The sequence below is a fragment of the Paenibacillus sp. FSL L8-0494 genome (assembly GCF_038003695.1).
Classification (GTDB): domain Bacteria; phylum Bacillota; class Bacilli; order Paenibacillales; family Paenibacillaceae; genus Paenibacillus_AQ; species Paenibacillus_AQ odorifer.
In genome coordinates this window covers 5,541,045-5,555,979 of record NZ_JBBOPQ010000001.1, presented here as the reverse complement: position 1 = coordinate 5,555,979, position 14,935 = coordinate 5,541,045, and the positions used below count along the sequence as shown (strand labels likewise).

The 14,935-nt window shown below is 35.5% G+C and carries 14 protein-coding genes; all 14 read left to right on the top strand.

The features are described 5' to 3' along the window. Positions 1-72 precede the first annotated feature (72 nt). From NYE35_RS25210 to NYE35_RS25145, 14 genes are read left to right on the top strand one after another with little or no spacing between them, the layout of a single operon-like run. Positions 73-852: a YveK family protein gene (locus tag NYE35_RS25210; RefSeq protein WP_076272803.1), complete on the top strand. Its 780-nt coding sequence runs from the start codon at positions 73-75 to the stop codon at positions 850-852. Continuing rightward, positions 833-1,519, top strand: coding sequence for a CpsD/CapB family tyrosine-protein kinase (locus tag NYE35_RS25205; protein WP_036685074.1), 687 nt, complete (start codon positions 833-835; stop codon positions 1,517-1,519). Before NYE35_RS25210 ends, NYE35_RS25205 begins: the two co-directional genes overlap by 20 nt. Before the next feature lie 41 nt (positions 1,520-1,560). Beyond that, entirely contained in the window at positions 1,561-3,393 is a 1,833-nt protein-coding gene (locus tag NYE35_RS25200; RefSeq protein WP_076272802.1) for a polysaccharide biosynthesis protein, read from the top strand. 23 nt (positions 3,394-3,416) lie between these two features. Next, complete coding sequence (locus tag NYE35_RS25195; protein ID WP_076272801.1) at positions 3,417-4,082, top strand: hypothetical protein; 666 nt, start codon at positions 3,417-3,419, stop codon at positions 4,080-4,082. A 2-nt stretch (positions 4,083-4,084) separates the two neighbouring features. Next, positions 4,085-5,110: a copper amine oxidase N-terminal domain-containing protein gene (locus tag NYE35_RS25190; protein WP_076272800.1), complete on the top strand. Its 1,026-nt coding sequence runs from the start codon at positions 4,085-4,087 to the stop codon at positions 5,108-5,110. Between the two features lie 47 nt (positions 5,111-5,157). After that, positions 5,158-5,775, top strand: a complete 618-nt coding sequence (locus tag NYE35_RS25185) for a sugar transferase (protein WP_076272799.1) — start codon at positions 5,158-5,160, stop codon at positions 5,773-5,775. Between the two features lie 30 nt (positions 5,776-5,805). Further along, on the top strand, positions 5,806-6,522 hold the full coding sequence (locus NYE35_RS25180; RefSeq protein WP_076272798.1) for an acetyltransferase: 717 nt from the start codon (positions 5,806-5,808) through the stop codon (positions 6,520-6,522). Next, positions 6,491-7,585: a DegT/DnrJ/EryC1/StrS family aminotransferase gene (locus tag NYE35_RS25175; RefSeq protein ID WP_340892734.1), complete on the top strand. Its 1,095-nt coding sequence runs from the start codon at positions 6,491-6,493 to the stop codon at positions 7,583-7,585. Before NYE35_RS25180 ends, NYE35_RS25175 begins: the two co-directional genes overlap by 32 nt. After that, on the top strand, positions 7,582-8,688 hold the full coding sequence (locus tag NYE35_RS25170) for a glycosyltransferase family 4 protein (RefSeq protein ID WP_076272796.1): 1,107 nt from the start codon (positions 7,582-7,584) through the stop codon (positions 8,686-8,688). Before NYE35_RS25175 ends, NYE35_RS25170 begins: the two co-directional genes overlap by 4 nt. Positions 8,689-8,718: 30 nt before the next feature. Further along, positions 8,719-10,041 carry a nucleotide sugar dehydrogenase gene (locus tag NYE35_RS25165; RefSeq protein WP_076272795.1) on the top strand — a complete coding sequence of 441 codons (1,323 nt, stop codon included), beginning with the start codon at positions 8,719-8,721 and terminating at the stop codon, positions 10,039-10,041. 2 nt (positions 10,042-10,043) lie between these two features. Further along, a complete protein-coding gene (locus tag NYE35_RS25160) occupies positions 10,044-11,018 on the top strand; it encodes an SDR family oxidoreductase (protein WP_076272794.1) in 975 nt (324 codons plus the stop codon). Between the two features lie 39 nt (positions 11,019-11,057). Then, positions 11,058-12,137 carry a glycosyltransferase gene (locus tag NYE35_RS25155; protein WP_076272793.1) on the top strand — a complete coding sequence of 360 codons (1,080 nt, stop codon included), beginning with the start codon at positions 11,058-11,060 and terminating at the stop codon, positions 12,135-12,137. A gap of 38 nt (positions 12,138-12,175) precedes the next feature. Beyond that, positions 12,176-13,471, top strand: coding sequence for an O-antigen ligase family protein (locus NYE35_RS25150; RefSeq protein WP_076272792.1), 1,296 nt, complete (start codon positions 12,176-12,178; stop codon positions 13,469-13,471). Next, a complete protein-coding gene (locus NYE35_RS25145; protein ID WP_076272791.1) occupies positions 13,464-14,432 on the top strand; it encodes a glycosyltransferase family 2 protein in 969 nt (322 codons plus the stop codon). The genes NYE35_RS25150 and NYE35_RS25145 overlap by 8 nt, the downstream gene beginning before the upstream one ends. Positions 14,433-14,935: the final 503 nt, after the last annotated feature.

Below are 14,935 nucleotides of genomic sequence, written 5' to 3'. Positions count from 1 at the left end.
GATTTTTTTGCAAATAGGGAAGATTTGAACAGGCATCGAAATATTTCAGAAATAGCTTGGGGGTAATTTCACTTGTCATCACAAGAATTGGATCTTCGCGATTATTTTCAGATCGTCAGGAAGAGACTATGGCTCATTTTCAGCATAGTTGTATTGGTGTGCGGTATTGCTGGTGTATATAGTCTGTATATTAAAAACCCGGTATATGAGGCATCCACGAAGATTATCGTTAACCAAACACCGACGCAGTCAGCGGTGGGGCAGCTTGATTTAAACCAGATTAATACCAATATTCAATTAATTAATACGTATAAGGAAATTATTAAGACTCCGGCCATCCTTGATATTGTTACAAAGGATTATCCGCAATTCAATATTACTGCGGAAGAGCTATTAAAAAAGGTTAATGTGAGTTCCGTAAATAATACGCAGGTGATGACACTTGTCGTTCGAGATAATTCTTATCAGCGGGCTGCTGAAATCGTGAATGCCATTTCACTTGTGTTCAAGGAAGAAATTCCAAGTCTATTTAATGTGGAAAATGTATCGATTCTGAATGAAGCTAAAGTGAATCCAACTGTTGAGCCCCGGCCGGTAGAACCAAATGTTTTACTGAACATAGCTATTGCTTTTATCGTCTCTTTGATGATTGGATTAGGGATTGCCTTCCTGCTGGAATATATGGATGACACCCTGAAGACAGAAGCTGATATTGAGAAGTATCTTGGTTTGCCTACCATAGCTATGATTACAAGATTGGGTCAAGATGAAAGCAAGCAAGGTGCCGCACAAACACAGAAACAATCATCCAGAAAGGCGGGGGACCTCGAACATGTCACAGCTTCCAAATAAACAACGCCATCTGATCACCGTTACGAACCCACGCTCTCCTGTCTCTGAAGCGTTTCGCGCATTGCGCACGAATATTGATTTTTCTTCTGTAGATCAGACTATTCAAGTGATTATGGTCACTTCATCCGGACCGGAAGAAGGTAAATCTACGGTATCTGCTAACCTGGCGGCAGCTTACGCACAAGCAGATAAAAGAGTATTGTTGATTGATGCCGATTTGCGGAAGCCAACGGCACATAAGACTTTTACACTAAGTAACCGTTTTGGTTTATCCTCCCTACTGTCTCAGCAGGCAGTTCTTGAGGACACTGTCCAAGATTCTGGTGTTAATAATCTTTCAATCATGACCTCTGGACCAATCCCGCCCAACCCGGCGGAAATGATGGCATCTAATCGGATGAGCACTCTTTTACAGGATTTGCGTCAGCGGTATGATGTCATTCTTATTGATACTCCACCACTATTAGCGGTTACGGATGCACAAATTGTGGCCTCGAAGAGTGATGGCGTTATTATGGTTGTCAGCTATGGTAAGGTAAAACGCGATATCGCAGTAAAAGCTAAAGCTAATCTAGATCGTGTAGGTGCAAAAATGCTCGGCGTTGTTCTCAATAATGTAAAACGTAAAGCTAGTGAAGGGTACTATTACTACTACTATGGAAATTGATTTATTCATAATTAAAAATGTTATTTTTGGAGGCACTGAAAATGACAGCGAAATCTAGAGTGATTCTTTTATTCTTCATTGATCTTGCGATCATTTGGTTCAGTATTGTGACATCTTATTTGTTTCGGTACCCTAACCATGCTCTTCAGGAATATGTTGTACAGATGCTGCAATTTGGTTTGATTGCAACATTTGCATTTGGTGGAAGCCTGATATACTTCGGTCTTTACCGAAGAATGTGGCAATATGCCAGTATCGGTGAGATTATATCGGTTTCTAAAGCTATTGTAGTAGGGTCTTTATTTTCATTTGCACTGGCGTATCTAATTTTGCCGGATAGAGTACCTTTTGCCATAGAAGTTCGGTCCATGGAGACTATTCTTTTATTAGTAGGTGGAGTTCGATTTTTATGGAGAGTACTTCATAATGACCGAATCAATTACAAAGACACTAAGACCCATACACTAATTGTAGGTGCTGGTGATTGTGGGTTATTAATTGCTCGGGAAATGATGGGACCCTCTTTTGCACATACCAAATTAGTCGGTTTCATTGATGATAATGCGAATAAATACCATATGTATATATTGGGTGTTCCTGTATTAGGTAATCGATATGCAATCCCCGCTATTGTGAAAGAAAGAGAAATTCATGAGATTATTATTGCCATGCCCTCTGTTTCACGTACTGAGATTTCTGAGATTATTAATCTTGCCAAAAAGACTGGAGCTAAGCTGAAGATAATCCCGGCTCTTAACGATCTGATCGCTGGGAAAATATCAGTTAAGAAACTTCGGGATGTTAGTGTAGAAGATTTATTAGGACGTGAACCGAACGTAGCTGATTTGAACAGTATTTTAGGTTATGTACATCATAAGACGGTGTTAGTTACGGGGGCTGGCGGCTCTATTGGTTCGGAGTTATGCCGGCAGATTGCTCCTTTTGGTCCGGACAAGCTATTGTTACTTGGACACGGTGAGAACAGTATTTACACGATTGAAATGGAACTTCGTAAGAGTTTTCCGGAGTTGAACATTGTAACCGTGATAGCAGATGTGCAGGATCGCAGTCGAATGATGGACATATTCAGTGGCCATAGACCGCATGTAGTCTTTCACGCAGCAGCACATAAACACGTTCCTTTAATGGAGCGGAACCCTTCGGAAGCCATTAAAAATAATGTTTTTGGCACCAAAAATGTTGCGGATTGTGCAGATAAATATGGTGCCGAGAGATTCGTAATGATCTCTTCTGATAAGGCGGTTAACCCAACCAGTGTAATGGGTGCTACTAAACGGATTGCGGAAATGTATGTGCAGAGCCTGCACACTACAAGTCAAACGAAGTTTTCTGCTGTGCGTTTTGGAAATGTTCTTGGCAGTCGTGGTAGTGTAATTCCAGCCTTTAAGCAGCAGATCGCTGCCGGAGGTCCAGTCACTGTGACACATCCAGAAATGGTGCGTTATTTCATGACGATTCCGGAAGCAGTACAGCTTGTCATCCAATCTGGTTCTTTCGCCAAAGGCGGAGAAGTATTCATTCTGGATATGGGAGAGCCGGTTAAGATTCTAACGTTGGCGGAAGACTTAATCACGCTCTCTGGATATGAACCCTATAAGGACATTGATATTCATTTCTCCGGTATTCGTGAGGGTGAGAAGTTATATGAAGAGTTGCTTACAGATGAAGAGAATTTAGGCTCTACCGATCATGGAAGAATCTTTATCGGTAAACCTAATGTCATAAGTCTGAACCAGTTAGAACTGGAATTTAAACGTTTGGAACGTGTTCTCGCTGAGGAACCAGAAGTCATCCGCGAAATAATCAATCAGATTGTACCAATGCAGCCCGTTGCCCAAGTTGCTATTAGCTAACTATTCATAAAGGGGGATATAAAGTGTTCAACAAACGATGGAGAAAGATCCTTTTATGGACGCTGTCAGTTATTGTAGTGCTGGGTGTTGGCGGCTTGTTCGCCGCGAATTACGCTGTCGATAAGCTGATGAATTCAATGGTAGATGGTTTTGATCTTGAGTCTGAGGATAATGTTGGTGGTGGTCAAGATCAAGGATCGGCACCAACTGATACAGTTGGTGATAGTAATGTTGAACCTGTAGAGTCCATGGCACCTACTACTCCACCAGCAAATGACAAGGGAAGTAGTAATCAAGGAAACAATGATAAATCTGCTGAACCGACCAAAGCTCCATCATCAGATCAAAAAGATGGCTCTTCAGATGGTTACACAGCACAGGTCTCCACAGATAAAGCTAAGCAAATTCAAGAAAATGTAACGATTAAGGATAAAGCAGATGTTGCTTCTATTGTTCTTGGTCAACTTAGCGTATCCGATATTAATCGTCTTAAAGATTTGGCAAAGGGTGGCTTAACGACTGAGGAGAAGCGTGAGGCGCGCAGTATCATCCTAGGTAAAGTATCCACAGAGCAGTACAATGAGCTTTCTCAGATTGCTAAGAAGTACGGAGTCAGTCAAGGGAAAACACATGACCAAATCATTGCTGAAGAAGAACAATTAAAAGCGAAAGAAAAGGGAAGTGAATAAATATGTCTAAAGCAACATTATCAGTCGTGGCTTTATCGTTAATTGCTTCAATTGGTTTAGCACCCTTAACAGCATCAGCACCTATATCAGTATCAGCAGCGGCAGTACCAAGTGCAACGCCTAAGGCTGCAACTAATACGATTAAAGTACAAAGTATGAACGTGAATTTGATTTTTGACGGTGTGAGTATTCAGCCACCCGCAGGTCAGTATGTATTCATGTACAACAATACAACTTATGTTCCATTACGGTTTATGTCATATGCTTTACAGAAGAGCGTAGCTTGGGATGCTAAAAACGTTAAAGTTACCGTAGCAGAGCCTAGCAGCTCAGAGCTAGTTGTGATTAAAGAATATCTAATGAATGCAAAGAACGGGAATAGTACTTCAGCAGCAGCGAAGAATATTGTCCTCAATCAAGTTAAGGCAAGTTATGTATTTAACGATGCAACCAAGGCTTTGCCTACAGGTCAATCTAGCTTCATCCTGAATGGTTCCTTATATGTGCCTCTACGTTTTTTATCGGAATCTGTAGGTCATAACATTAGCTGGGATCAGAAGACGAAGACCATTACTGCAGCTTCCAAGGCTTATCAGGAACAAACCACTAATGGATTGACAAACAATGACAATGGCAAGGGCCCATCTCCAGTAGCGACACCAGCGCCAACGGATACAACAGGTGCAACAGGTGGTGGTTCTGCAGGAACTGGAAAGGTTTCATATGAAACTATCACTAGTGACACAGAAGCTAAGCTTACGGCGCTTAAAAATCAAAGTCAATCGACATTAATGAGTATTGCATTTGAGTATGTTGGAGCAACAGATGAGGCGAGTAAGAAAAGTATAAAAGCTAAAGGGGTACAACAACTAGCCTCATTCACTGCTAGCTTCAATAGTATAGTTGCTGATGCTGAACAAAAACTGAACAGCAATGGGTATAGCACGGAGATTATTAGTCAATATAAAAGTGAATTTGAATCACAGCTTCAGTTAGGGAAAGATCTGGCTGCGGGAATGGCGGATTAAATATCCGCTGTTTCTTTATCAATATATATGCAGAGGTTGAGTGATGGATGAAGCCTTACTTAGTTGTAAAAAAAACACTTGATTGGATCACTGCTTGTTTTTTAATCATTTTATCTTCACCTATCATGTTAGCAGCAACTATAGCTATCAAGATTGGTTCGAAAGGTCCTGTTTTATTTCGTCAGAAGCGACCTGGTAAGATGGGAAAGATATTTACAGTGTATAAGTTCAGAACAATGTCATTAGAGACTGACCAAGATGGAAATCTATTACCTGACATACTAAGAATGACTAGAGTAGGTTCCTTTTTGAGAAAATGTAGTATAGATGAATTGCCGCAATTATTCAATATTCTCAAAGGCGACATGAGCTTTATTGGTCCCCGTCCTTTACTAGTGCAATATCTTAAACATTATACTCCTGAACAAAATCGTAGACATGAAGTGGTCCCTGGCATTTCTGGATGGGCCCAGGTGAACGGTAGGAATACCATCAGTTGGGAAGAAAAATTTCAATATGACGTTTGGTATGTAGATCATATTAGCCTCAGTTTGGATACTAAAATTGTCTTTAAAACCATAAAGAACGTTCTAGTAAGAGAAGGAATAAATAATTCTCAGAACGATACAATGCCGATGTTCTCTGGAAGTACTCTAGATATCTAAGTAGAAAGAGCGAAAGCTGGGTGAATATGGGTGTCTAAGTTATTGATTTTGGGAGCAGGTGGGCATGGCAAGGTTGTTGCTGATGCGGCATTGAGTACTGGCAATTGGGATGAAATAGCCTTCCTAGATAATAATAAAGAGCTTAATGATGTATTGGGGAAAGCTGTATTGGGTGGATTTGAAAGTTATATGGATCATAGAGAAGATTATTCAGCAGCGTTTGTAGCCATAGGAAATAATGTGACAAGAATGATATGGCTGGAAAGACTTGAACGTGCAGGCTATGAAATTCCGAGTATCATTCATCCATCTAGTACAATAAGCAGATTCAGCCAGATAGAAAGAGGCAGTGTCATTATGGCTGGAGTAGTAGTAAATGCTAGTACTAAAGTTGGTAAAGGTTGTATTCTAAATACTTCTTCTTCCATAGACCATGATTGTATATTAGAAAATGGGGTACACATCTCTCCAGGTGTTAATGTTTGTGGAACTGTTCATGTAAAAAGCTGTAGTTGGTTGGGTGTAGGTTCTAAAGTGCTAAATAATGTAACTATCGGATTTAATGTAATTGTAGCTGCTGGAACCATAGTAATAAAGGATATACCGGACAATGTAATGGTGGCAGGAGTGCCTGCAAAAATAAAGAAAAACTTGGAGATGAAAAGCGATGTCGGAAAGGATTTTTTTATCCCCGCCTCATATGAGTGGGAACGAAATGAAGTACATACAAGAAGCGTTCGATACTAACTGGATAGCTCCCCTGGGTACAAATGTTGATAAATTTGAAGAAGAATTATGCGAGTACGTAGGCGTAGATCATGGATTGGCTTTATCTTCTGGCACAGCAGGTATTCATTTAGCACTGAAATATTTTGGTGTCGGTCCAGGAGATTATGTGTTTTGCTCAGACCTAACCTTTGCAGGAAGCTGTAACCCTATTCTATATCAATATGCTAATCCAGTTTTTATTGACTCTGAACCAGAAACTTGGAATATGTCCCCTATTGCTTTAGAGAAAGCGTTTGAGTGGGCTAAAAAAGAAAATAAAATGCCTAAGGCAGTTATTATAGTTGATTTATATGGTCAGAGTGCTGATTATGATTTGCTACTTCCGATATGTGAAAAGTATGATGTTCCAGTTATAGAGGACGCAGCTGAAGCGCTAGGGGCAACGTACAAAAGGAAAAAATGTGGTTCATTTGGTCATATTGGTATTTTTTCATTTAATGGTAACAAGATTATTACTACCTCAGGTGGTGGCATGGTTGTTTCCAATGACGAAGAGGCTATAAAGAAAATGCGTTTTTGGGCTACTCAGTCAAAAGAAGCTTCAAGGTATTATGAGCATAAAGAAGTTGGCTATAACTATAGAATGTCCAATATTTGTGCGGGAATCGGGCGGGGGCAGTTGGAAGCTCTAGATAGCTTTATAAGGAATCGGAAATCTATAAATTTAGAATATAACCAATTAATGAAAAGCTTACCGATTGCATTTATGCCTATAGATGATGCAGGTGAACCAAATTATTGGTTGTCGGTGTTCACTATTTTTTCCAAGCACCCTAGCATTAGAGAAGTTATTTTAGATGAATTTGAAAAAAACAACATAGAAGTCCGGTCTGTTTGGAAGCCAATGCACCTACAACCTCTATTTCAAAATTATCATTATTTTAGACATACTGAAGATGTATCTCAAAGTCTCTTTGAAACAGGTATCTGTCTCCCTTCAGGAACTGGGATGTCTCAAGATGATATTAGAAGAGTTGCGAATATATTGAGTGAAGTTTTCGATTCTGTACTTATTAAATGAAAGTTTTAATAATTGCTGGTTATACACCATCGCTAATTAATTTTAGGGGAGACTTAATAAAAGCGATTGTGAAAAATGGACATGAAGTAGTTGGTGTAGGGCCCGAAACTGGATTTGAAGCAGAAATAGAGCAACTAGGAGCCCGATTTGTACAACTTCCAATTGTAAGAACTGGAACTAATCCATTAAATGATATTGTTCTTATAAAGGAAATTTATAAATTAATTAAGAGAGAAAAACCGGATGTAGTTTTTAGTTACACTATTAAACCGGTTATATTTGGTTCTATCGCAGCGCGTGTAGCAGGTGTGGGGAAAATTTATTCAATGCTAACTGGTCTAGGCTATGTTTTTATAGCTAGAGGTTTTAAAGCTTTTATCGTTAAGACTATAAGTAAATTTTTATATCGGAGCGCATTGAAAAGTTGCGATAAGGTTTTATTTCAAAATCCAGATGATTTAAACGAATTTGTATCTGGTAAACTTGTTAGTAGTAGGAAAACAGCACTAATTAATGGCTCAGGCGTGAACTTATCTCATTTTCATCCTGTACCATTACCTAAAAATATATCATTCTTAATGATTTGTAGAATTATTAAAGACAAAGGTGTAATAGAATACTTAAAAGCTGCTGAAATAGTGAAAAAAACTTATCCTAAAGTTGAATTTTCTTTAGTTGGACCATTTGATGTGAATCCTAATGCGTTAGCTTATGATGACATACAACCATATATAGTTTCTAACATTGTTAATTATCTTGGTGAAACTAAGGATGTTAGACCATTTCTTGAGCAATCATCTGTATTTGTCCTCCCCTCTTATAGAGAGGGAACTCCTAGAACGGTGTTGGAGGCAATGGCAATGGGAAGAGCGATTATAACAACGAACGCTCCTGGTTGTCGTGAAACAGTAGTTGATGGTTTAAATGGCTTTCTGGTTCCTGTTAAAGATGTCGAAAGTCTTGCTAATTCAATGATTTATTTGATAGAGAATCAAAATGATCTGAAGAGCAAAGCAAAGGAAAGCCTTAATATATGTAGACAGAAGTACGATGTAAATAAAGTAAATGATAGTATAATAAAACATTTAGGACTGGAATCTTGACCGATTTATAAAATTATTTGGAGGACTTATATGACTTCACTATACGAGGGTATTAGAAGCAAGGAAGAAAAAATATCGATTATTGGGCTTGGTTACGTAGGTATGCCGCTCGCCATAGCTTTTGCTAAAGTAGCAGATGTTATAGGGTTTGATATTTCACGTAGTAAGGTAGAGGAGTACATACAAGGAATCGACGTAACCAAAGAGGTAGGAAATGAAGAAATAGCCAAAACATCAGCATTTTTCACATGGGAAGAAAGATACTTGAAAAATGCAAAGTTCCACATAGTGGCAGTACCTACACCTATAAATAAGGATAAAACTCCTGATCTAACACCACTTATCTCTGCTAGTAGAACGTTGGGGAGAAACCTTATCAAGGGCTCAATTGTCGTTTTTGAATCTACTGTATATCCAGGTGTAACGGAGGATATATGTGTACCAATATTAGAGGAAACTTCCAATTTAAAGTGTGGTGTTGATTTTAAAGTTGGCTATTCCCCAGAGAGAATTAATCCAGGAGATAAATTACATAGGCTTGAAACAATTGTAAAAGTAGTCGCAGGGATGGATGGGAATTCATTAGAAGAAATCTCAAATGTATACAGCATGGTTATAGAAGCAGGAGTGTACAAAGCGGAAAGTATCAAAGTTGCTGAAGCAGCAAAAGTAATCGAAAATTCACAAAGAGATATCAACATAGCCTTTATGAATGAGCTATCAATAATATTTAATAAACTAGGGATTGATACGGAAGCTGTTTTAAAGGCAGCAGGAACCAAGTGGAATTTTTTGAATTTTAGTCCTGGATTAGTAGGGGGCCACTGTATTGGCGTGGATCCATACTATTTGACTTATAAAGCAGAAGAAGTGGGTTATCATTCACAGATCATATTATCTGGGAGAAGAATAAATGATGGAATGGGTAAGTATGTTGCCGAGAACGTTGTTAAAAACCTTATTACAGCAGATTTGTCCATACATGATGCAAAGGTTGCGATATTAGGTTTTACATTTAAGGAAGATTGTCCTGATACAAGAAACAGCAAGGTTATTGATATAGTCAATGAATTAAAAGAATACAAAATAAATCCGGTTATTTATGACCCAGTTGCAGATAGTTTAGAAGCAGAACGAGAATATGGGATAAAATTCACGGATATTAGAGATATAAATAATATGGATGCAATTATTATAGCGGTATCACATAAACAGTTTTTGGATATGAATTTAAATGATTTTGATAAACTATTTAAAAAGGTAGACAATAACAAAAAAATAATTATCGATGTAAAGGCAGTACTAGATCGAAGAGAAACAGAAAACTTAAATTACCGATATTGGAGATTATAAAAATGGGATATAAAAATTTGGAGTTTCCTATAGGTAGTAGATTTTTAGTTACTGGTGGAGCTGGATTTATAGGTTCTAATTTATGTGAAGCTATTTTAGATATGGGATACTTTGTAAGATGTCTAGACAATTTCTCTACAGGAAAGAGAGAGAATATAGCTCCTTTCTTAGAAAACCCCTTATTTGAACTTTTAGAAGGGGATATTAGAGATTTGGATACTTGTATGCAAGCATGCAAGGGTATTGATTTTATTACACACCAAGCGTCATGGGGAAGTGTACCAAGGAGTATTGAAATGCCGCTTCTTTATGAGGAAATTAACATAAAGGGTACACTAAATATGATGGAAGCAGCAAGACAAAATAAAGCAAAGAAATTTGTTTATGCATCTAGTTCCTCAGTTTATGGTGATGAACCAAATCTTCCTAAGGTGGAAGATAGGGTAGGTAAGGTATTGTCTCCTTATGCACTCACTAAAAAAGTTGGTGAAGAATATGGAAGACTGTACACTCAGATATATGGTCTAGAAACAGTAGGGTTTAGATATTTTAATGTCTTTGGTAGAAGACAAGATCCACACGGTTATTATGCTGCTGTCATTCCTAAATTTGTAAAAGCACTATTGAATAATGAGATTTCTACTATAAATGGTGATGGAGGACAGTCAAGAGATTTTACTTATATCGAAAATGTAATAGAAGCAAACTTAAAAGGGATGCTTGCTCCTAAGGAGGCTGCTGGCGAGGTTTATAATATTGCTTTTGGTGGTAGAGTGTTCTTGGTAGATTTGTATAATAAGCTATCTGAATTGTTAGAAAAAGATATCCAACCTAAATTCGGGCCAGACCGGGCTGGTGATGTTAAGCACTCGAATGCTGATATATCTAAAGCGAAAGATCTTTTAGGATATAATCCGGAGTATGATTTTAATTCTGGTATTGAATTGGCAGTGAATTGGTATAAGGAGAACTTGTGAAAAAAATGTATATAAATAATTTTACTTATTGGGGGAAAAATGAAAACTTACATATTTGTAAGGAATAAAAAGTACCGTCCAAGTACTTTTTACAGAGTATTTCAATATCTGGATCATTCTGAATTTAATGATTATGAACTGATAGAATATGAATCGGATTTATTCTATGAACAAAAAAACAAAATCCGAATTGTGAATTTGTTTTATATGCTGATATATTCTTTAATACCAGGATATATTCGTAGAATAAAAGCTCTTATAAAAATCTCTAATATTAGAGACGATTATAAAATAATAATTCAAAGGGAATGTTTTCCCAGAATAATTCCACCACTAGGAAAATTGTTGTTAACTAAAATACTGAAAAATGCATGTGAAGTATATTGGGACCTGGATGATAATATTTTTGATTCTAAAGAAATATCCAAATATGAAGAAGTACTTTTAAATAATTATGCCAAAACCATTATTGTAGGAAATTATTTTTTGAAGAGTAAAATAATGAGTGAAACAAAAGTGGTTGTTTTAAATACCACAGATGCAATGATGGAGAATATTGATTTAAATATTATAAATAAAGAAAGAAAAAAATCATTTTCACAAGAGATTATTTTGATTTGGGTAGGAACAAAAAGTAACATCGAGTTTTTAAAAAATATAATACCTCAGTTAGAAGTATTGGCTAAGCAGGTTGAGAATAAAATAGTTAGGCTTAAAGTTATTAGTGATATCCAATTAAAAACCACAACTAAATACTTGATTGTTGAAAATATTAAATGGAACAGAGAATTGGCGTTAAAAGAAATGTTAAATTCACATATTGGTTTAATGCCTCTGCCTGAGAATGAAATTACATTAGGTAAATGTGCCTTTAAAGCAGTTCAAGCAATTGGGTGTGGTTTACCTGTAGTTGTTTCAAATGTTGGTATGAATAAGGAAGTAATTAAGAAAGGTAATGGAATTCTAATAAATGACAACTCTAGTTGGGGTGAGGCAATAATTTCTATCGTTTCAAATTTTCAGAACTGGGAAGAGAAATCATTATTATCAAGGGAACTATGGTTGGAAGATTTTAACTCTGAAATTAATCGTGAATTTTTATTGGGTTTATTAATCTAGGATTACTCATATATATCGATTCAAGGGAAGTGTGATTTGTGCTACATTACCAAAGCCAAAAAATAAATTATGTATTCCTATTTCCTGGATTATTGCTTTTCTTTTTTATACTTGCATTTCCTACATCACTTTATAATATAAAGATTGCTTTGCTTGTATGCGTTTTTTTTGAAATATTAATTTGGACCTTAATAAGGAAAACAATATTAATAAAAAGGAAATGGATTTTATTTGTACTTTTTGTAGAAATTGCGTCTTCTTTATTTATAGCCTTAGGTGTTTTTTTGAATGCTCCAGGAGCTATTAATTCTGCGACGGTTTTTATTGCTTGGCCGATAGTATATTTAGTTCTATTTTCGATGCTGTTTTTCGATCAGGTTCTATTTAGTCTATTTAAAGTATTTATACTTTCTCTGTTATTTATTTCAATATATTCATTTACTTATATAGGAAACGAATTAGGGGTGATTCCAAAGTTCTTGTATATAGATTTTGATTTAGGTCAATCTATAGGCTTTTATAATGGTTTTATGGAATATAGTCTTTATTCACTTAACTCTCTAATATTTTTAATTCCTTTTTGTATTTCTGGCGTTTTGGTTTGGAACCAAAGGTTCTATAACACTATTAGAGTATCAAAAAACGTAGTTTTAATTATAACTATTTTAGGTTTGATATCTGCTTTATTATCAGGGAGAAGAGGTCTTTGGTTATCAATAGTTATCGGAACCTTGATATCTTTCATATTATATTTAATGATAATGAAGCATAATAAGTCATTTTTAAAAAAAGTAAGTAAGTATGCTGTTATAATTTTACTATTAGGATTAGTAATTATACCTATTTTTAATATGTATATTGATATAAATATAAATTCCTTATGGGATAAATTTAATCTTGATATGGGTTATGAGAGAGAATCTCAACTTGAATCATTAATCAACGGTTGGATGAATAGACCTATTTTTGGGAATGGGCTTGGATCGGTTGCAAGTGTAATTCGTTCAGAAGAAATGCCATGGGCTTATGAGTTGCAATATGTTGATTTACTCTTTAAAACTGGGATTATTGGAGTGCTTATTTATACTTTGTCTGGGTTTTATATTATAAATAAACTAGTTAAAATTGCAAGAAGAGATGATGAATCTGCAATGGTTGTAATACCAATATTGACTGGATTATCAGCATTCTTGATTGCAAATGCCACTAATCCGTATTTACTCAAATTTGATTATGTTTGGTTACTTTTACTGCCGATAGGTATTATAAATCATTACTCATTAACTCAGAATGAATTGTATCATAATGGAAATGGAGGGGAGATAGATGTTTAATGACAACATTGCGATATTGTTGTCCACATATAATGGAGAAAAATATTTAGCGGCTCAATTGGAATCTTTATTGAAACAATCTTATAAGAAATGGGTTTGTTTTATAAGAGATGATTATTCGATTGATAGAACTGTTGATTTAATAGAAAAATACACTAAAGAATATCCAGATAGATTTCAGAGAGTAATTACTAGTGAAGTCAATTTAAGACCATGTAAAAGTTTCTTAGAACTATTAGTACAAGTGGATTTATCTTTTGATTACATTATGTTTTGTGATCAAGATGACGTGTGGGATGAGAATAAGGTTGATATTTCGCTTAAGGTGATGAAAGATTCTGAAAATAAGATAGGTGTTGGTACACCAATTCTAGTTCATAGTGATTTAGAAGTTGTTAATGAGAATCTTGAATTGGTTAGTAAATCGATGAAACTAGATCAGAAAGTTAATTTCGAATTTAATAAAATTAATTATTTAGTCATTCAAAATATTGTCACAGGTTGTACTATGATGATAAATAATGAATTAAGAAATCTAGTGAAAAATATTCCTAATAATGCAGTAATGCATGATTGGTGGTTAGCTATACTAGCAAGTTGCTTTGGTGAGATTGTATTCATTGATAGACCATTAATTAAGTATAGACAGCATAGTAATAACAGTATTGGTGCAAAAAAAACTAATGTTATTAATTCTATGATGAAACTAAAAAGAAATAATTTCAACAAACTTTACCATGATTATATAAATATGATGGAAAAGAGCTTTAAACAAGCAAAAGAATTTTTTGAAATTTATAAGACTGAGTTGAATCAGGAGAGTTTAGATGTCTTAGACTGTTTTTTGTCTGTTGAGAACAAAAATCGATTTAAAAGAACGTATCATTTGAGGAAATTCAATATAAAAGGACAAAATCATTTAACTAATGTATTCTATAAAACCATAATAACCATTATGTAATTTAAAGTTAATAGTGTGATGATTTTGTTATAGAATGTTGAGGGCAAAGAGTTGAATTATAAAGTTGTGAATCTCATAAAAAATTTTTCTTATACTCTATCATCAAATTTTGTTTCTTTAATCGTCTCGACTTTGGTAATATTAGTAATTCCAAAGCTTATAGGGATAAACGAGTACGGCTATTGGCAACTTTATATGTTTTATTCTTCATACGTTGGTTTCTTGCATTTTGGTTGGAACGATGGGATTTATCTAAGGTACAGTGGTAAACAATATAATGAACTGGATAAACGATTGTTTTTCTCGCAGTTTTATATGCTACTTTCACTCCAATTAATAATCGGAGTAGTAATAATTAGTATTTCAACTTTGTACGTTTTGGATGTAAACAGAGTATTTATCATTAGAATGGTGGCAGCTTGTTTATTATTAGTCAACCTTAGATTTATGTTACTTTATATCCTACAAGGTACAAACAGAATTAAAGAGTATGCACAGATAAC